Origin of the sequence: Desulfosporosinus nitroreducens, from assembly GCF_023897015.1 — a bacterium.
Lineage (GTDB): Bacteria > Bacillota > Desulfitobacteriia > Desulfitobacteriales > Desulfitobacteriaceae > Desulfosporosinus > Desulfosporosinus nitroreducens.
The window spans coordinates 152,630-173,342 of sequence record NZ_JAMHFY010000001.1; the positions used below are offsets into that span (position 1 = coordinate 152,630).

The following is a 20,713-nucleotide window of genomic DNA, read 5'->3' on the forward strand; positions in this document are numbered from 1 at the left end:
AACAAGTTTACTAACCTTTAAACTCTGGAGCCTTTTTGGCAAAGAAAGCATCTACGCCTTCGATAAAATCGGCTGTACCGAAATTAGAAGCGCTTTCTGCCGCCTCTAACTGCAAACCCTCTTTGAGAGGTAAATCTAACCCTTGATTTATACACCTTTTTGTCATAGCTACAGCTATCGGACCTCTGCTTGCAATTTGTTTAGCTAAAGCCTTTGCGGCGTTAAGAACCTCACCTACAGGCACTACTTGATTGACAAAACCAACTTTTTCAGCTTCCTCGGCCTTCATCTTCCGGCCAGTAAAGAGCAGTTCCTTAGCTTTAGCAACTGGAATTTGCCGCGGCAATCTTTGAGTACCCCCACCTGCAGCTATAAGGCTTAAGTTTACTTCGGGGCAACTGAAACTTGCATTCGTGTCTGCGATTACAATGTCACAAGCCATTGCAATTTCAAAGCCGCCTCCAATAGCCAGTCCACTAACCGCACAAATCACAGGTCTATAGAAATTGGCAATCTTAGTAAAGGTGTCTTGAAAACGCAAATTTGTTACCAGTCCCGTTTCAGGTGTTTCAGCTCTCAAACTGTCGATATCTGCCCCTGCCACAAATACTTTTTTACCGCCTCCGGTAATTATCACAACCAAAACTTTAGGTTCCTTAGCCAGATTATCAAAAATTGATTGGAACTCCATTAAAGCTTGTGGATTTAAAGCATTAACGGGTGGTCGATCAATTGTCACCACTGCAATATTTTTCTCTATCTGGCATTTAACAAATTCATTCCCTTTATCCAATGTTTAAGCCTCCTTGACTTTAACTCAAAATAATAAGGGCAGAGTATGCGTACTTCCTTCACCCCCTTATGAAGATATCCCGCGTTTCATCCGTGACCAATTATCAATCAAATACGTCAATCTGCGCTTTTATTCTGAACTGACACACTTATCTGAATATTATTGCAATACTTGTGCCAACCCTATATTTACAAAAATATAATAGCCTTAGTCCTCGCAAGTCAGTAATTCTTGCTAAGGCTAAGGCTAATCCTACCAATAAAAATGTACGAGAACCATACACTTGTATGTTTCTCGTACAACACAATAAATCCTATTATTCTATGAACTTCTATGATCGACTAAAATATCAGGCATTTGTGAAAGCTTTTCATACAATTTCGACCTGCTTATACCGAGCAACCTCGCCGCCTTAGACTTGTTGCCTTTAGCCTCAGTCAAGGCAGTTTGAATTGCTACTTGTTCTATATTGGCCAGGCTCTGACCTATTAAACTCAGACCTGCAATCCCGCTAAATTTCTCTGTTTGAATGATTTCATCAGGTAAATCTTGCAGATCTATTAAGCCATATTCCACATAATTCAATATTCTTTCGATCACATTTTCTAACTCCCTGATGTTACCTGGCCAATTGTAATGATCGAAAACTTCTAAGGCTGCTTCAGTGATCCCATCTACTCGTTTATTAAATGATTTGTTATATTTATTTATAAAATAATCTGCCAGAATTGGAATATCCTCTTTTCGCTCACGCAAAGGGGGTATCTTTAAATCAATTACATTTAACCTGTAATACAAATCTTCCCTGAATTTCCCTTCAGCGACAAGACGTTTTAAATCCTTATTCGTAGCGGCAATAATTCTAACATCAACTTTACGAGTCTTAACATCACCTACTCGCTCAACTTCCTTTTCTTGAATGACTCTTAATAACTTACTTTGCAGCAGATATGGCATATCTCCAATTTCATCAAGAAAAATAGTACCTCCACTTGCTAACTCGAATTTGCCCGGTTTACCCTGTTTGCGCGCACCGGTAAAAGCTCCGTCCTCATACCCAAACAATTCTGATTCCGCCAGGTCACCGGGAATGGCCGAGCAGTTAACCTTGATAAAAGGTTCTTTACGTCGATCAGAGGCATTATGAATGGAATGAGCAAACAGTTCTTTCCCAGTACCGCTTTCACCGGTAATAAGAATAGTCGAGTTTCCCCGGGCTACTTGAAGTGCCTGAGTTTTTAGCTTAGCAGTGCGCTCGTTACTGCAAATAATATTGCCGATTATATAACTTGTTCCATTTACCTTTAACAGCTCATCTTTGTAATAGTTTAGTTGCATATTAATCCGATTTACCTGTTGCATTACATCTGCTAATTGATCTAAATCTTCATATATCTTGACCACTGTTCCCTTAATTTTGCTTTCTTTTGTAAAGGGCAAAGTAGAGATGACACAGGGTTTTGAATCGATTTCTAATACTTGCAAAGGGGAGTGGTTGTCCGTTAGAGGGACAAATTTATTGATATTTTCTCCAATGATCTTTTCCTTTGACTTACCAACTCTTTTACAGAAGTTAGCATTCGCCATGTTGAGCCGACCTTGTTCATCTAATACCGCTACACCTTCATAAGCAACCTCTAAAACAGTCTCCAGAGTCATCTTGAGTTCCTTGACAATTTTTAACTCATGGGCAATTCCTTCAACATCTGTCAGGTCTTGTAAAACAAAGGTTGCCCCCTTTATTATTGTATTTTGATAGATGGGGACAGCAGTAGCGATCAATTTTAGCGCTTGATATTCAATCTTATGAGGTATCATCCAAGCCCCTTCAACAACAGGTTCAAAATCATCTTTCAACTCGCTAAGAAATTCGCCGATATATTTACCCCCTCCGATCCCTTGTAAGATATTCTTGGCGTATTGATTCGCTAAGGTGATAAACCCGTTATCATCCGTTGCAATAATTCCTGCAGGGACATTCTCTATAACACTGGACAATTCATTATATAAATACTCCGTTTGATCTAAGAGTTCGTTAACCGCACCTGCTTGGGTAATCGCACCAATCGGTTCGTTGGCCATATTAACAACAGGAGTTTGTCCAACTCGAACTGTATGCAACCAATGGGTCAGTTCTTTCAAGTTATTAAAGGATTTATCTTCCCGAAAATATGCAACCTCCCGGATGTAGTACGCTTCTATTGGAGTATCAATACTTAAATCATTCAATAAACAACTAAATAGAGTCGACAATGAAAAATAGCCAATGAGTTGTCCAACTTCATCAACGACAGGCACTCCAAGAAGTTTAGAAGTTTTAAGCAGTTCCATCACTTTACGTATGCTGTCTTGGGGCCGTAATTGATCCCTGTTAGGGAGCATAATGTCACGAACCTTCATGGAACATCTCCCCTTATTGATATTTTTAGGCTGTTAGAATTCTCCTCACCTTTATTTTATCACACATGGATAGGGGTGTAATCAGAATATTTGGTCTAAATAAAGGAATTTGATTAAACTAATTATCTTAATGTTCAAATCGTAATAGATCAAATCACAACGAATATATTCACAAGACATGCTTAAAACCTGTATTTGCCTATAACATGTCCTTAAAATGTTATAGGCAAATACAGGTTTTTTCGGAAACATATTTATCGCTTGTCGCCAAGTGAACTATTATCTTAGTCCAAATTACAGTCGCAACAACTTAGCAGCATTGCCACCAAGAATATTTTCTACCCCCTCCGCGGGCAATGCTAATTTACTAATAGCTTCCATGTTGCTCTTAATCCCTCTCATACCCGGCCAATCGCTGCCAAAAATGACTTTATCTGTGTTGCGAGCAAGCTCAGGAAAATAAGTCAGCAATTTGCCAGGAGGAAGACCCGCAAGCTCCATATAGAGATTTGAGTGAAGTTTAGAGAGAAAGAAAGCCTTATCGTACCAGAACCCGCGACCCGAGTGGGCCATAACCAAGTTTAAATTCGGGAAATCTCCTGCAACATCATCCAAGTGCAGGGGATCTCCATACTTCATGCGAGAGCCCTTAAAGACTGAGGAACCGGTATGAATCAGGACGGGAATGCCTAAATCTTGAGCGGCCTGATAGAGCGGGTACACTCTTTGGTCGTTAAGGTAATAATGTTGGTAGGTGGGATATAATTTCAATCCCCGGAACCCCTCATCTTCCACCTTGTGGCGCAGTTCATCTCCCAAGTTAGTAAAAATATAAGGATTAATGTCACAAAATGGTATTAACTTCGATCTACCCCGGCAAAAGTCTCTTACTTGCTCATTAGTACAGATCCCCGTGGTAATATAACTTAATTCTGCCAGCACGCAGGCATAATCAACCCCTTCAGACGATAACAAGTCTTCAAAAGCTCCTGGGTCGTTATAACGGTTAATATAGTCTTCGTACCCTTCAGGATGAGCTTGCTTGATCCATTCAGTCACCCACGGATGGGAATAGGTGTATAACCCCATATGAACATGAAAATCAATACGAGGTTTGCTGGATTTTTTGTCAGTAAATTCTAAGGTTATTTGTTTCATCTCCTTTCACCCCAACCGGTGTACCCAAATTGGACACTTAACAGAAAAAAGAAATTTAAGATAACTATAACTACTCAGGTCCACTGTATTTAAGCACACAAAATGGGGTACCGAGTACCCCCCTGAATTGTGTGTTTGAGAAATTGGAAATTATAATAAATTCATCTTTCGCGCTTCTATCGTTAATTCTGCCCGAAAATCGGGGTGGGCTATAGCAATTAATTCCTGTGCCCGTTGTTTTCTGCTCTTCCCGCGAAGTTTGGCTACACCATACTCAGTTACAACATACATAACATCATTCTTTGTTGTAGTTACTGCAGAACCGGTGGACAAAGTCGGAACGATACGTGAAATCGTATTTTTACTAGCTGTTGATGGAAGAGTTATAAAAGATCTTCCTCCCTCGGATCGGGCGCATGCTTGCGCAAAATCCGCCTGCCCTCCAGTGCCGCTAAAAGGATTAACTCCCATGGTTTCTGAATTGCATTGTCCCAGAAAATCGACCTGAATCGAGCCATTGATACTAACTAGATTATTATTTTTTCCGGCAAGATAAGGATCATTGGTGAAGTCTACAGGGTGCATCTCGACCATAGGATTATGATCCATCATGCCAAATAGTTTTCGGGTGCCTTGTCCTAAAGTACAAATCATCTTTCCTGGTAGATAGTTTTTTTTGCGACCTGTGATTGCACCAGCATTAAATAAATTTAGAATGCAATCCGTCATCACTTCTGTGTGAATACCAAGGTCATGTCTGTTTTGCAGTTGCGTGATCACAACATCAGGAATGCTCCCAAGTCCAATTTGCAGGGTATCACCATCTTTAATAAATTCAGCTACGTATTCTCCAATAGCTTTCTCGACTGGTGTTATTGTACGAGCAATTGGAATTTCAAATAATGGAAATTGACTTTCTACCACTGCAGAAATCTGAGAAATGTGAACTTTATTGTTTCCATATACGTAAGGCACCTCAGGACTTACTTCTACAATCACTTCCCTTGCCTTGGAAATCGCTGCCATGGAATAATCCGCTCCTACACCTAAAGAAAAGTAACCGAAACTATCCATAGGGGAAACCATAGAAGCCGCTATATCAACTTTAATATGATCATCCCTAATTAACTTTGGAACACTGTAAAAGTTATTAGGAATAACGTCTGCCCAGCCTTCTTCAGCACCTTTTCGAGACGCACCGCCAACAAATAGAGCTACGTGACGAACGTTCTCCGCTGTTTCGGGATCATAGTAACCATATTTTCTTTGAGCAAACATTTGCATTACTTTAACATCATGATAGTTGCGGCGTTGTTCTGATAAGGCAGTTAAAATTGTCGGTGGTTCGCCAATTCCCAAAGGTAAACATATCCAATCTCCATCCTTAATTAGTTTAATCGCTTCGTAAGCATCGCGTTTTTTGCTGTTGTAGAGTTCTTGAATTCGATTCATAATTTCTAAATTTCCTCCTCTTAAAAGTTATGAAATTCAGATTTTTTTGAAAAACCTTCTATATCTGCCTGTCAATAATGAAGACATAGTAATCTCTTCATCTCAATCATCGGCTTAATTCTCAATGATCTTGCCGAAACAGTATTCCAAACACCCGCAATCCTCGCATTTGACACATTTATCATAGTATCAATGCTAATGTAAAACCCCCTTGATCCTATCCCCATATCTGTGGTTAAGCTATCTTTCACCTCTTTCAACCTGACAGTAAGTCAAGATCTTCAGACCTAAATTATCAGTATATTTATAATATTTTAATATATTTGCAATTCCGGTGCCATTTTAATACTCTCAAATCACTTAAGTGATGATTTGTTAATCTTTACTGTCTAATCGTCGAATAGCCACCGTCAACGGTTCAATGTCTACAGCATCTAAGAGGACAATGATAAACGCCATTGCGAATTTGCAGTGGGTTTATCATTGTCCTCTTAAAAGTCTGCATAAATCAGAGTTTTACCGAATCATTCCTGCATCATAATAATGCAAATACGACTCGGTTTATATGCCGCTCACTGAGCTTCCCAATAAACTATTCCTGCATTACGCCTGGTTCGGACACAATTTCGAACTCTTAGCCAACCCAAATGCCCCAGCGTCACAGAAAGTGCCAACCAAGTATGATACCGCCCTCCGTCGCTGGGAAACAATTTGTTAGTTACAGAAAATGTACTCAAGCCATAAACGCCAAGAATTCCAAGGACTTGTTCACTGCGTTTAGCCATATGGGTAAACTGGCGATCAATGGCTGAGTCAATTGATAAGATTGGTTTACCATGACCTGGATAAGCTTTAGAAGCCCTAAGCAGGCGAATCTTAGTCATAGACTCCTGCAATCTTACCAAGCTTAAGTCTCTCTCCTCCCCTTCAAGGTCAAAAATGGGGTTTGGAATAATTTCCGGAAGCAGTGTATCACCAGTGAACACTGCGCCATTTTCTACAAGTTGAAAACAACAACTGCCAGGTGTATGCCCCGGTGTGTGAATAATGGTAAGACCAGATAAATTCAAGACAGCTCCTTGTGACAAAGAGCGGATAGAAGACTCCGGCAAAGGCTTAGTCCCGCCCTCCAAGGTTACCACCTCATTTATCAGACCTGCTATCTTAGTCCTCTGAATCCCAAGCTCCTCCAAAAACGGAATTGCCGCTTCCGGGTCTATAAAAAATGGGTTCTTTAGTGCACTGGTTAATTTATTGCGATCAGCAGGATGAACCCAAACCAAGGCACCTGAACGCTCCGCAATTTGCGCTACAAAGCCAAAATGATCATAGTGCCCATGTGTTACCAAAATATGCTCAATATTATCCCAGCCGACTTCAGCTTTCTTAAGAGTAGCTTCGAGGGCATCCAGTGCCTGTGGTGAATTTGGACCTGCATCCACTAGAATTGATTTTTTATTTTTATGTTTTATCAAGTAGGCATTTGCGTTGTATCCGATATCTGGCATTGGTATTTTATACTCATAGATCTGCATCCCATTGCTCCCCAATCGTACTTTTGATTAAAAACCAGAGAAGCATTGCCGCGAGCAACGCGGTAATGCTTCTCTCAGCAAGTATTATCTTCAGTTCTATTTTAGTACAGAGCTTCAATAATGGTAGCCATCCCTTGTCCGCCGCCAATACAAAGGGTAACCATACCATAGCGACCATTTCGTCGGCGCAGCTCATAAAGAAGAGTCGTCATTAAGCGGGCTCCAGTTGCTCCAATCGGATGACCCAAAGCAATTGCTCCACCATTGACATTCGTTTTCTCCATATCTAAACCAAGCTCCCGAATAACGGCCAAGGATTGTGAAGCAAAGGCCTCATTTAATTCAATCAAGTCAATATCGTCTAAAGTTAGTCCAGCTTGTTTTAAGGCCTTACGCACAGCCGGTACCGGACCAATCCCCATAATCAGCGGAGAGACTCCAGTCGTTACATCCGTTACAATTCTAGCCAATGGTTTAATACCCTGTTCCTTGGCTTTGTCAGCAGACATTAAAACTATTGCCGAAGCAGCATCATTTCGACCACAGGAATTACCGGCAGTAACGGATCCGTCTTTCTTAAACACTGGTTTTAGTGATGCAATTTTTTCCAGTGACGTATCCTTTGGACCTTCATCTGTATCAAAAATAACTGTGCCTTTACGAGATTTAATTTCAACTGGTACAATCTCATCTTTGAAAACTCCAGATTGCAAGGCTTTTTGGCATCTTTGCTGACTCTGAAAAGCAAATTGATCTTGATCTTCTCTAGAAACATTAAATTGTTCAGCCACATTTTCGGCTGTATCGCCCATTGAAACAACACCATAGATCGAAGCGGGTTGTCCGCCAGGTCCAGCTTCTGTTAGAGAATCAACTAAAACTCCATCACCTGCACTATACCCATAGCGAGCATTTTTGAGATAAAAGGGCGCACGGCTCAGACTCTCAGTACCCCCGGCTACTACTACGTCTGCCCTTCCGGTCTGTATTTCTTGGGTTCCATTGCTGATAGCTTTTAAACTGGCAGCACATTGGCAATGCACTGTATAGGCAGAGGCTTCTTCTGGTATTCCTGCCAAAAGCGAGCAATTACGAGCAATATTTGCTGCTTCAGTCGTTTGTCGTGACCAACCCATGATTACTGTTTCCACTAAATCAGGGCTCACTCCTGCCCGGGCAACTGCTTCTTTTACGGCCATGCCTCCCAGTTCTTGTGGCGCTATACCTTTGAGTGTCCCTCCAATAGTACCAACTGGAGTTCTCACAGCACTGACGATTACAACTTCTTTCATTTTGGTCCTCCTCTTTCTTCTTAAAAATAATTATCAACTGCTCACTAACTTTTTCATTGCATAAGTAAGGGATTCTTCTTTGCTCCCTCTGACAATAGTTTTCATTATTCCTTTGTCCCACTCTAACCCTTTTTCATTTTAGTCCTCCTTATTTTAAAAATAATTACAATTTACTAAATAATGCAATTATTGTGCCAATTTGAGTCTGTCGTTTAATTCACCCTCAATAACATAGAATCTGTAGCTTATTTCGCTGGCGCGGACTCCAAAAAAGATGAGGGAAACGTGAATGCTTTAGCTAAAACGAAAGCTGCTTGCAGTGCCTCTGTCGGGCAAAGCGGAAAACACTCTTTGCAGTCCCAGCACTCTTTGGCGGATATCTCAGGGATGAAGCTAATCTCCCGAGTTTTTCCTTTGTCCACAAATGTAATAGCGTTCTTCTTTTTGACCTCGGCACAGTATCTTACACAAAGACCACAATGAATGCAAAATGAGGAATCCTTTTCAAACCGATCCTTGTTTGCGCCATACTCTTTAGCCAAATCCTGCAAATCAAAGGCATCCGGAGCATGAGCCAACAATAACTCCAAGATCATTTTTCGAATCCTATCAATCTTCTCCGACCTGGTTCTTACGACCAAGTTCTTTTGCACCGGGTAAAGGCAAGCAGCCACGATATTTGTCCGGCCTCGAACGTCTGCTTCAACCGTGCATAAGCGGCAACCCCCATAAGCTTCTATCTCCTCGTGGTAACAAAGTGTCGGAATCGATATTCCCGCCTTTTTTGCTGCGTCTAAAATGGTCATATCTTCACTTGCCGCGACGTCTTTTCCGTCAATCTGTAAAATAATTTCACTCATTTTTCTACGCTCCCTCTAAAGCAATCAGTTCCTTGCAGGAATGTGCCGGGCACCGTTGCTCCTTGATGTGCGCCTCGAATTCATCTCTAAAGTGTTTCAACATGCTCAATAACGGTTTTTGAACACTCCTGCCCAACGAACAAAGGGCCGCTTCGCCGATGACCTCGGATAATTCCTCCAAAAGCTCAATATCCCCTTCTACTCCCTTGCCTTTCGTCATATTCGTCAGGATATTAAGCATCTGCCGGATGCCTTCACGGCAGGGAACGCATTTGCCGCAGGATTCGCCCGAGAGGAAATCAAGGAAATACCTGGCGACTTCCACTAAACAGGTATCTTCATCCATCATCAGCATGTCGCCTGCGCCCATTGAGGCTCCCAGTTTTGACAGCACATCAAAATCCAAAGGGTTGTCGATGAGACTCTCGGGAATCGTTCCCCCCATTGGTCCTCCAAAGTGAATCGCCTTAAGTTTCTTTCCGTTGGGAATTCCACCGCCAAAGTCGTAGACAATGTCACGGAGCGAGGTACCCATAGGAACTTCTACGACCGCCGAATTACAGACATGACCCGATAAGGAGATGAGTTTTGTACCCTTGCTCCGTTCTGTCCCTATACTGTTATACCATTCGGAGCCCCTGCCGATGATCAGAGGCACATTTGCCCAGGTCTCCACGTTGTTTAGGTTACTGGGCCTATCCCATATACCACTTACCGAAGTCCGGATGTATTTCGGTCTCGGCTCCGGCGCCTTCCCTTCGATTGATCTCATTAAGGCGCTGGACTCGCCTGATACGAAGATTCCGACATCAAAATGTACCTCCACCTTAAAGTCAAAACCGGAGCCAAGGATATTTTTACCCAGAAGTCCGTATTCCTCCGCCTGGGCCAGGGCAATATCAAGGTTCTTTCTTAACTCCGGAGTGTCATGCCGAGTGTAAATAAATCCTTGATGTGAACCGATAGCATATGCACCGATCATCAATCCTTCCAGCACGCTGTGCGGATTCCCTTGGAAAAGGGCTCTGTCCATAAAAGCCCCGGGTTCCCCTTCGTGAGCGTTCACGATAACATACTTTACTTCCTCTGGTGCATTACGAGTTGTCTCCCACTTCGACCCGGCAGGGAATCCACCGCCGCCCCGGCCGCGCAAGTTGGCCTTCTTTATTTCATCAAGAACTTGCACTGGACTCATCCCAAGAAGTGCTTTAGCAAAGGCAGAATAACCGCCCATCGCTAAATAGTCATCAATACTCTTGGGATTAATCTTACTGTTATGTCCGATGAGAACTCGCATCTGGTTTTTATAGAAGGGTATTTCAGACATATGAGTTGCCTTTTCACCGCTAAGGGGATCTGTATAAACTAGTCGGTTAATCACTTTTTTCTCAATCACAGTCTGGGATATGATCTCTGGGACATCCTCCGGCTTTACCTCCAAATAGCAGATTTCTTCAGGATTAATCACAACAATTGGTCCTTTTTCACAAAAGCCATGGCAGCCGGTGGCTATAACTTCAACTTCCAACGATTGTTTCCTGATTTCTTCTTTAAAAGCGCTGATAACGTCACCATTACCGAGACCAAGACAGCTGATTCCCGCACATATTGCGATACAAGGCTTATCGGGATCTTTTTTTGACAAGATACCCTTCCTGAGTTCTTCCAATTCAGCAACTGAATTTATCCTTGTCATAATATTCCCTCAATCATATTTTTTTAAGGCGTCTGCTATTTCGGCAGGCGATATTCTACTGTGAGTCTGTTCGTCAACTTTTATCAACGGACCACATGTGCAACAACCTTGGCAGTTAACAGTCTCCAAGCTGAACTTCTGATCCAAATCTGTTTCGCCAGGTTTAATTCCGGTCAGTTCTTCCACCGCATCGAGAACACGCTGCGCACCACGAATATGACAGGCCGTGCCCGTACAAATTTGAATTTCATGACGTCCTTTGGGAGTCAAACTGAAGGTTTTATAATAGGAAGCTATTCGCAGAACCCGACTAAAGGGCACCCCCAATTTTTCACTGATCTTCACTAATACTTCTCTGGGAAGCCAATGTTCCTCTTCCTGAATCTCCATCATTACTCGAATCAAAGAACCGGCTTGGCCCTGATATTTATCTAAAATCTTATCAATTGCATCCTTATCCATAACTTCTTTGTCCTGACCTCCTTCCTCTAATCCACTGTCTGCTCTTCACCTTAGGCCAGTGCAAAGCACTTCCGGCCTTCCTCATACCTAACTAATCCTTGCCTTGACGAACTATTCAGGTGCCTTGATACTTCAGACGGGGTCAGATCTAAAACCTTAGCGATCTCTCCGGTTGTCTGGGGTCCTTCTCGCAAGAGTGAAATAATTTGGCTGTCTACCAATTTCTCGATAACTGTTTCCTTAAACAATTTGGTGAACTCGTCACTGCCGAAAAAATTATAATACACTTCCTGCGATTGGACGGGTATTCTCATTCTTTCTCTTTCCACCAGTCTAATGTAGGGGACGATATCGGCAACTGCTTGGATTCTAGACTTTAAGACCAAGTCGTCGATTCCTTCCCCTTTGCCGAGAGGTCCTAACTCCTTCACCTGTTTGCCAAAGTCAGTCATAATTTCAGCAAACAAGTTTCCATCAGCTGAAGACATCGTTTCGATCTTTAATCTGTCCGGATTCAGGCCGATGTGCTCCATTATTTTCTTACATAGGAGTACCATGTTTAGCGCATGATAATTTCCTTGGGTACCATAATTACAATCATTGTATTTACAACCGCCTAGAAACACTCCATCCATTCCATTGGAGAAAGCCCTTAATACAAATGACAGGTCAACTCTGCCAGTACACATGACACGAATAACCCTACTCTCAGGTGTATATTGTAGTCTGGACACGCCAGCTAGGTCTGCAGCCCCGTATGCTCACGATTGGCAGACAAACCCTAATATTTTTGGTTTAAATTTAAGTCCAGTACTCATGCTTTTCTCACCGCCTTACTTAGTAATCCTGTCTTTGTGCATAGCGAACATCTACAAGCCTGCAACCGCTGCATCGATTTGGCTCAATATCTGCTCATTGGTAAAGTTCTTAAGTTGAATAGCCCCTGTCGGACATACGGTGTTACAAAGACCATCTCCCTTGCATAGAGGAGGATTAACCCCAGCTTTTCTGCCTTGTGGTGTCATAATGAACTCGATGGCACCATACGAACACGCCGTGATACATGCCCCGCACGAAATGCAGTCATTCCCATTCACCTCTGCAACAGCGCCTGAGGCTACCACTGAATCACGTGAGAGCAGGGTTAAGGCCCGGCCTGCAGCTGCATAAGACTGACTAATCGTTTCCGCTATATGCTTGGGATAGTGAGCCATTCCGCAAAGATAAACGCCATCGACAGCAAACTCAACAGGCCTTAGTTTTACATGAGCCTCTTTGAAAAAACCATCTTGATTGGTAGTTACCTTGAATAGGTCAACAGCCTCCTGACTTCCCGCTGACGGAATAACAGCGACAGCTAAAGCGAGTTTATCAGAATCAATTTCAAGCTTCTTACCTAAAATAAGATCAGTCACACTAATTCTTAAGACATTCCGACCATCCTCGTCAACAGCTTCTTCCACCTGAGGTTGATCCTGCGCCTCATAGCGGATGAACCTTACGTCCTTACCAGCCGCTTCTCGGTAATAATCCTCTTTTAACCCATACGTCCTCATATCCCTAAACAGAATGTAGATATCCATCTGGGGGTTTAGCTCTTTTAGTTTCAGGGCGTTTTTGATAGACTCGCTGCAACATATTCTACTACAGTAGTTTCTGTCTTCATTTCTGCAACCTACGCATTGAATCATCACTAGACTCCGAGTGTTAAGCAGGCTTTCTTCTTTTTTGACGATTTGCTCTTCTAACTCCAAGTGGGTTATTACCCTGTCATCTTTTCCATAAAGGTACTCGATGGGTTGGTATTCTTCAGCACCTGTAGCAAGAATGGTTGCCCCATGCTTTATCTCGGTGACTCTTCCTTGAGCCTTCACCTTGGTAATGAAATTTCCCACAAAACCGCCCGTCTCAGTGATGGCTGCCTCGGTATAGACACGGATTAAGGGGTGCTGATAAACTTGGCGAATCACATCGTGCAAATATTCTTGAACATCCAACCCTTCCAAGGTGTAATGAATTCTGCGCGCCATTCCCCCCAGGTCGGTATCCTTTTCCACCAGGTAAACTTCATGTCCTTGGTTAGCCACGCTCAGAGCACTGGTCAGGCCGGCTACGCCTCCTCCGACCACTAAGGCCGTCTTATTGACGTTCAGCGCAAATTCCTGCAAAGGTTTCAAATGGCTAGACCGGGCTACCGACATCCGGATTAGATCCTTAGCCTTATGGGTGGCCTCTTCCTTTTCCTTCGAGTGGACCCAGGAGCAATGTTCTCTAATATTAGCCATATCTAAATAATATTGATTAATTCCCGCCTCCCGAAGGGTGTCCCTGAATAACGGTTCAAGGGTCCTGATGGAGCATGCAGCGATAACCAATCGATTGAGCCCTTTTTCCTTGGCCATGTCTGCAATTTCTTTGGCAGAATTTGTGGCACATGAAAATAACTGTTCCTGGGCGTAGACAACATTAGGTAAGGTTAAGGCATATTCAACGGCGGAAGGTACATTTACTACCCTTGAGATATTAGCCCCGCAATGACATACAAAGACGCCTACCTTTGGTTCCTCTTGGGATACATCCCTTTCCGGCGGATAGATCCTTTCTTTGGACAGCTTCCCTCTTCTGTAGTCAAGAAGTTCACCACATTGCGAGCCAGCCCCGCTGGCGGTATAAACCGACTCAGGAATATCTGCAGGACCCTGGAAGGATCCGCTGACAAAGACCCCAGGCTTGGTGGCCTCCATAGGATTGGAAAGACTTGTTTTACAGAATCCGTGTGAATTGAGCTCGATGCCGAACTTATCGGCCAAAGCCTGATAATTAGTGGGGGGATTCAGGCCTATGGATAATACCACCATATCGAATTCTTCTTCTTTTACTCCATCATCCGGTGTTGTATATCTAATCGTTACATTGTTGCTTTCCGGGATCTCTTTTCCTATTGATACGTAGCTTCTAATAAACCGAACCCCGGGAAGTTGTTCTGTTTTTTGGAAGTATCGCTCTAAATCCTTGTTATGGGAACGAACATCGTTATGGAATATGGTACACTCGGCCTCTGCATCATGCTCTTTGGTCAGAATCACCTGTTTCTGGGCGTAAGAGCAACATACTGCTGAACAATAGCTATTCCCGCCTGCCGGGTTAACTTGTCTGGACCCGACACATTGAATCCACGCTATTTTATGAGGATGCTTTTTGTCGGAAGCTCGCAGTATCTCCCCTTCATATGCCCCGGAAGGACTTAATATCCGTTCATAATCAAGACTGGTTACTACGTTCTTAAACTTCCCGTAGCCATAGTCATTCCGGAGCTTGGGGTCAAATGGCTCAAACCCCAGTGCTAGAACGATGGCCCCTACATTTACTTCTACCTTCTCCGCCGTTTGATTAAAATCTATGGCGTCAGCCTTACAGATTGCTTGGCAAATAGTACATTTCTTTTCTTTAAGGTAAAGGCAACTTTCATCAATATAAGTGGCAAGCGGAATTGCTTGAGTAAAATATATATGAATCGCTTTATTCTGAGATATTTCCTGATTAAATTGATCAGGGTATTTAACCGGGCAGTATTCTACACAGGCTTTACACCCCGTGCATTTGCTCTCGTCAACGTATTTGGGCTTTTTAATCAAGGTTACTTTGAAGTTCCCTGCTTCCCCGTCTACACTGTCAACTTCAGTATAGGTTAGGACCTCAATATTCGGCTGCCGGTCGACCTCGACCAGTTTGGGGTTGAGTATTCAACTGGAGCAGTCATTGGTTGGAAAGGTCTTGTCAAGCTGGGCCATATGACCACCAATACTCGGCGCTTTGTCAACCAAGTAAACCTTATAACCGGCAGCAGCAAGATCAAGGGAGGCTTGAATACCGCTGATCCCTCCACCAACAACCATTACGTCTCCAAAATTATTGTTTCCAGCACGATTACAAAGTTGTTGAATTTGTTCTTTTAGCAATAGTTCTTGTTCCACTTTCTATCACCTCTTTAGGTTTTATGTGCGCATACTGTCCAAGTACCGGATCAGCCAGCCGCACCTAGTTTGCAGAGCAGTCAAGCCGCTCCGGGTGTGAATACACCAACAGGCGATTTCCACGTGCATGACCAATTAGAGCAATGCCTAGATCGCAAGCAAGTGAAACGGCGCTCCCCGTCGGCGAATGACGCGAAACAACAACCGGGACCTGCATCTTTGCGGCCTTAAGCAACATCTCCGACGAAACTCGACCAGTGGTCAGCAACAATCGGTCTCGGGTTGATAGTGCCCTCTCTAGACATTCGCCATGGATCTTGTCCAAAGTGTTATGTCGTCCGATATCCTCGGCCACTACCAGCAGATTCCCAGTATCGGACAAAGCTGAAGTGTGTACACCGCCACTAAGCCGGTACAGATCCATCTTCTCTTGAAGTTGCTTCATTAGACACAACACTTCCGTTGCTGTCACAACAAGACCCGATTCAACCTTCTGTCCGTACGTTTTGAAAACTGAACCTCCACCACACCCTGAGGTGAGTGTCCGCTGAGTTGGCAATTCGAACTCGGGGTTAATCAGCCTCACATCGACCAGTGATTCCACTTCACACATCTTCATCATCACCACGTCGCTGATACCTGAGATGATTCCCTCTCCGTACAGGAATCCAAGGACAAGACACTCCATCTTAGTTGGAGTGCACTGAATGGTGACCAGTTCCTGGTGATTCACAAAGATTGTGAGACCCATCTCGCTTGGCACGTGAACTGAGGTCCTGCCCCACCCCTCTTCCGAAAAGCGATCACCGACTATTTCCACTGCCACATTTTTCATATATGATACGCCAATTTCCTTTTGCATGCTTAGCTTCTCCGTCCTCTAAATAATTTCCTGGAGAATCTCCGTGATGTCCTTAACCTGTATGACGTCATCATAATTCAGGACTAACCTGCTATCTTCAAAATTGGTGATGCAATAGGGGCAGGAAGTAACCAGCACCTCAGCACCAACTCCAATAGCTTGATCCAATCTAAGGTTGGCGAATCTGTCGGACTTTTGAGTTTCCATCCAAATCCTGCCCCCGCCCATTCCACAACACATACTATCTTCCCGCGACTCCTCCATCTCGTTTAATATCAAACCAGGTATCTTTTTTAAGACCCCTCGCGGTTCGTCATATATGCCATTATGCCGACCTAAATAACATGGGTCATGATACGTAACTTTCTTCTCATACTCCTTGCTGATCTGGAGTCTTCCCCCATTTATAAGCTCGAACAAATACTGGGATATATGAATTACCTCAAAGTTCACATTGAATTCTGGATACTCATTCTTGAAAGTATGATAGCAATGAGGGGAGGAAACAAGAATCTTTTTGACACCGTTATCGATAAACGTTTTGATGTTTTCCCTAGCCATGCGTTTGAATAATGCCTCATTGCCGGTCTTGCGGATGCTTTCTCCACAGCAATTCTCCTTGGTACCCAGTATCCCGAAATCCACCCCTGCCTTATTGAGGATATTGACAGTGGCTCGAGCTACCTTCTTCAATCTTGAGTCATAGCTTAAGTAGCAACCCGGAAAATATAAGATTTCCATCCCTTCGGTGAATGTTTTTACTGAAAGACCCTCTGCCCATTCCGCTCTCTTGGTTCGCGCTTCACCAAAGGGGTTTCCTTCTGCAAAAAGGCCTGCACTTGCAGCGCGAACAGGCTTAACAGCCTCAGGGAAAACGCCATATCCCGTGGCGAATCTGCGCAAGGCAACCATGTCGTTAATCTGCTTTACGTCTCTCGGGCATCTCTGATGGCACTTTCCGCAGGTAGTACAACGCCAGATTTCTTCATTTTCTATCTCAGTCAAACCAAAGGTTGCCTCTCGAATCAGTTTGCGCATACTGAACGTTCTGACCTTGTTCCAGGGACAAACAGTATCGCATTTTCCGCATTGATAGCAGAATTTAACGGCGTCTGCACCACTCTCTTTGATTTCATCTATGGCCTCTTTGAAGGGGGCTACAATCTCCACAATTTCTAATCCTCTCCTTTCTCATAACAGTTTTAGCCCTTCTGGGACATTCGGACGAAGTTATCCAATAGTCTCTGGGCTCCATATTTGTCTAGCAATGATTTTAATCCCATTTCCAGCGCGATCTGCTTCTCTTTTTCTTTAACTTCCTCATTGACTTCTTCTTCGTATTCTTCATAAACCAGGGCTCCAACCGTGCACACCTTTACACACTTAGGCTCATGACCTAACTCATCCTCACACATATCGCATTTCAATGGAAGACCAGAATCAGGTTCCCTAAATAGATCTCTCGACGGGCAAGAAGCTCCGCAGAAGCTGCACTCGCTGTATTCTTTTCCGTTGATCGTAAAAATCTGTCTGCCGACACATTCAGATTTGGTATATTCAGTAGCACGTATCGGCACATACTCATCATTCAGTACATCCATAACCAACCGAATCCGAGACCTAGCAGGATTGATGCTGCTGTATTTCGGCTTGGCGTGAAATGCGGAACAGGCCAACTCACAAGCACGACATGCAATGCATTTGTCAAGATTAACTTTAATTAATTTAACTATTTTCTTTTCACCCTTCACGGATCTCACCTCCGTCGCTTGTCAAGATCCCCCTCTGGATGAAGTCTTCACTCACGTAATCCAAGCCTAATTTGTCCAAGGTCTCTTTGGTTGGAATTCCTTCATTAGTCCAGCCCTTGAAAGCATAATACCCATCGAGATATGCTTGTTCCTTCTCAGGTTCTCTAATCTTCCAGTGGTCGACAGGCGGAGCCTCATCAATTCTTCTTAGGCCTCTTCGGTTATTAATGGCTCTAACCAAAGTTCGGTTCCTAGTAGCTATTTTCCATAGTTTGTCGGTATCCAGCTCAAGTCCACTGGCATAGGAGATGAATTCCGGCAAATTATACATATGATACGCAGGCCTGCAACCAAATTGGCCTCTAAAGGAGGACAACCAAGCGCAGGTCCCGATGGAGTCATCAACATAATGCATCATTTCGTTCCAATCAGTAATGTTAACAGACTCTTCTATCGAAGGATCTACACGCGGCTCCCATTCTAAGAACCATTTCTTGAACCTCTCCGGAGCAGCTTCCCAACCTTCTACAAGTTTTTTTCTCTTTTCTAAATCAGGCTCCGGTGCCTGGGGATACGACCCTTCAATCTGGGTGATAGACATCTTCTCACCGGTGGCATACATTAGATAATAGGGGAAATTTACTTTTCCCAACTTAAGCGGCACCTGCTCCACTTTTTTAGTGGTATTATGGTCATATTTTTCCGCACCCCGGCCAATCTTACGAGCCGCCCAATAAACGCCATCGGCTAAAGCATCACCCACAAACCCTTCACGCCGAACCGTAATATCAAGCAGATAGAAGAATCTTTCCGCGTTATCAGCAGGGAAGTCTGGCAGATCCTCGTTAGTTAGAACGCCGGCTTCGTAAAGTTCAACAGCGAAGGCCAGAAGCTGAGGTGTTGCAAATCCATCCATTCCGTACTCTGTGGTTCTGGCCAGCATCTCATAGCTAAAACTAAAATCTTCCACATAGGCCGCCATCATATAGATAAGCCTGTTGAAGCATTTTGTGAAGAATTTCCTCCCATCTTCCAGTTCAAGCATTTGCTTACACATCTTCGGACAGTTATAGCAACCAACCCATCGCAACCGGGCTTTATCAGTAGTCGTTACATCATTCTTGTAAACATCTTTGGTAAAATAACCTCTCCGTCGCTCCCGGGCATTGCCCCAAGCGAAATTTTCCATGTGCCAAGCATCGTTAGAGGGATCCAAACGCATCGGGTCTCCATTCTCCGGATCATCAGCAATCGACTTATACTTGGGCTCGCACAGCCCCCAAAGTTCAGTCGGATGGGCAACATTGATGTCCTTTGTGCCACGTATAGCTATCGCCTTTAACCTTTTATCCCCCATAACCACACCTGCCATACGGGCTGCAGCAGAGCTGGCGTGTTCGATGCTCGCACCATAAACCCTGTTCTCACCAGCTAAGCCGATAGCGGCCACTTGGGCACTGGCATCCAACTCAGCTTGAAGGATTCCTTGTGTTTCCATAGCACCTTTACCCTGCAGATGGGAGGCATCACGAATTTCCACTTTGTCATTATTTATCCACAAATAAACCAGATTAGGGGACTTACCCCGAATGATTATTCTGTCGTAACCGGCATATTTCATTTCCGTTCCAAAATATCCACCCAACATTGAATTAACAAAAAGGTTTGTCTGTGGACTAATAGTATTGACAATGCAACGATTGGCACCGGGAACTGGTGTGCAATTTAAAAGACCGCTGCTGAATATTATTAGATTATCGGGAGAAAAGGGTTCAGTTTCCGGAGGAACCCTATCCCATATTATCTTCGCGGCAGTACCCTGCCCCCCCAGATGCAGTTCTGTTAATAGGGGGTCAGTTTCTACCCTCTCAATGCTTCCTCGAGATAAATCAATTTCCAAATTATACCCTGTCTCTGCGTACCTCATTTTTCAACCCCTCTATTTAGGTATGTTTTTATTTTTCTTCCATCCGCTCGAAGGTTAACCCCACCCAAAATGTGGACAATATTATCAGCTGAGTTTAAAATTGGAATACACCTATACGTTCTGGAGCTTAAGCAATCACCTCTGTTGTTTGGTGTAGCACGTGCACTCAGGAATTTTGTTATATATTTTCGATACATTAACTAACTGCAAATTCAGTTGAAAATTATACAACTCTGCAGATTTTCCTAAGAATTTCACAACCATCTCCTTCTGTTTATTTTTTTTCAAATATTTAGATAATTCACTTAACACAAAGTCTACTGCAAGTGTAATGCCAATTTTTTACACTCTCGCCCCATTTTATTATCGACCAGTTGTAATCTACAGTCGAATTGTCGGAAACCAACGCCCAACGGTATAACATCAGTTATTTTTAAAATAATTAAAATAAGAGAATGATAGATAACACTGCAAAATTGCAGTGTTATCTATCATTCTCTATTAAAAGACTATTGGATCACAACTTGGACCGAGTCATATCTGCATCGAAA

Annotated in this window: 15 protein-coding genes; all 15 read right to left on the reverse strand. The window is 43.4% G+C overall.

Going from position 1 to position 20,713, the window contains the following annotated elements:
* Nucleotides 1-10: 10 nt before the first annotated feature.
* Entirely contained in the window at nt 11-793 is a 783-nt protein-coding gene (locus M8E35_RS00980) for an enoyl-CoA hydratase/isomerase family protein (RefSeq protein ID WP_252466840.1), read from the reverse strand.
* A gap of 321 nt (nt 794-1,114) precedes the next feature.
* Nucleotides 1,115-3,193 carry a sigma 54-interacting transcriptional regulator gene (locus tag M8E35_RS00985; RefSeq protein WP_252466842.1) on the reverse strand — a complete coding sequence of 693 codons (2,079 nt, stop codon included), beginning with the start codon at nt 3,191-3,193 and terminating at the stop codon, nt 1,115-1,117.
* 294 nt (nt 3,194-3,487) lie between these two features.
* Entirely contained in the window at nt 3,488-4,351 is an 864-nt protein-coding gene (locus tag M8E35_RS00990) for an amidohydrolase family protein (RefSeq protein WP_252466843.1), read from the reverse strand.
* 150 nt (nt 4,352-4,501) lie between these two features.
* Nucleotides 4,502-5,803, reverse strand: a complete 1,302-nt coding sequence (locus M8E35_RS00995) for an acetyl-CoA hydrolase/transferase family protein (RefSeq protein ID WP_252466844.1) — start codon at nt 5,801-5,803, stop codon at nt 4,502-4,504.
* A 572-nt stretch (nt 5,804-6,375) separates the two neighbouring features.
* Nucleotides 6,376-7,338: an MBL fold metallo-hydrolase gene (locus M8E35_RS01000; RefSeq protein ID WP_252466845.1), complete on the reverse strand. Its 963-nt coding sequence runs from the start codon at nt 7,336-7,338 to the stop codon at nt 6,376-6,378.
* A gap of 101 nt (nt 7,339-7,439) precedes the next feature.
* Nucleotides 7,440-8,630 (reverse strand): thiolase family protein, encoded by a 1,191-nt coding sequence (locus M8E35_RS01005; protein ID WP_252466846.1) that lies wholly within the window; start codon nt 8,628-8,630, stop codon nt 7,440-7,442.
* 245 nt (nt 8,631-8,875) lie between these two features.
* Nucleotides 8,876-9,490 carry a 2Fe-2S iron-sulfur cluster-binding protein gene (locus M8E35_RS01010; protein ID WP_252466847.1) on the reverse strand — a complete coding sequence of 205 codons (615 nt, stop codon included), beginning with the start codon at nt 9,488-9,490 and terminating at the stop codon, nt 8,876-8,878.
* Nucleotides 9,491-9,494: 4 nt separating this feature from the next.
* Nucleotides 9,495-11,186 (reverse strand): (2Fe-2S) ferredoxin domain-containing protein, encoded by a 1,692-nt coding sequence (locus M8E35_RS01015; RefSeq protein WP_252466848.1) that lies wholly within the window; start codon nt 11,184-11,186, stop codon nt 9,495-9,497.
* Between the two features lie 9 nt (nt 11,187-11,195).
* Nucleotides 11,196-11,648: an NADH-quinone oxidoreductase subunit NuoE family protein gene (locus tag M8E35_RS01020; RefSeq protein ID WP_252466849.1), complete on the reverse strand. Its 453-nt coding sequence runs from the start codon at nt 11,646-11,648 to the stop codon at nt 11,196-11,198.
* A gap of 50 nt (nt 11,649-11,698) precedes the next feature.
* Entirely contained in the window at nt 11,699-12,466 is a 768-nt protein-coding gene (locus tag M8E35_RS01025; protein WP_252466850.1) for a hydrogenase iron-sulfur subunit, read from the reverse strand.
* A 51-nt stretch (nt 12,467-12,517) separates the two neighbouring features.
* Nucleotides 12,518-15,622, reverse strand: coding sequence for an FAD-dependent oxidoreductase (locus tag M8E35_RS01030; protein WP_464244748.1), 3,105 nt, complete (start codon nt 15,620-15,622; stop codon nt 12,518-12,520).
* Between the two features lie 64 nt (nt 15,623-15,686).
* A complete protein-coding gene (fdhD, locus tag M8E35_RS01035) occupies nt 15,687-16,373 on the reverse strand; it encodes a formate dehydrogenase accessory sulfurtransferase FdhD (RefSeq protein WP_252466851.1) in 687 nt (228 codons plus the stop codon).
* A gap of 129 nt (nt 16,374-16,502) precedes the next feature.
* Complete coding sequence (locus tag M8E35_RS26675; RefSeq protein ID WP_252466852.1) at nt 16,503-17,654, reverse strand: (Fe-S)-binding protein; 1,152 nt, start codon at nt 17,652-17,654, stop codon at nt 16,503-16,505.
* A 32-nt stretch (nt 17,655-17,686) separates the two neighbouring features.
* Nucleotides 17,687-18,235 carry a 4Fe-4S dicluster domain-containing protein gene (locus M8E35_RS01045; RefSeq protein WP_252466853.1) on the reverse strand — a complete coding sequence of 183 codons (549 nt, stop codon included), beginning with the start codon at nt 18,233-18,235 and terminating at the stop codon, nt 17,687-17,689.
* The gene (locus M8E35_RS01050; protein WP_252466854.1) at nt 18,225-20,162 is read right to left on the reverse strand and encodes an aldehyde ferredoxin oxidoreductase N-terminal domain-containing protein; all 1,938 of its coding nucleotides are present in this window, start codon (nt 20,160-20,162) and stop codon (nt 18,225-18,227) included. The genes M8E35_RS01045 and M8E35_RS01050 overlap by 11 nt, the downstream gene beginning before the upstream one ends.
* Nucleotides 20,163-20,713: the final 551 nt, after the last annotated feature.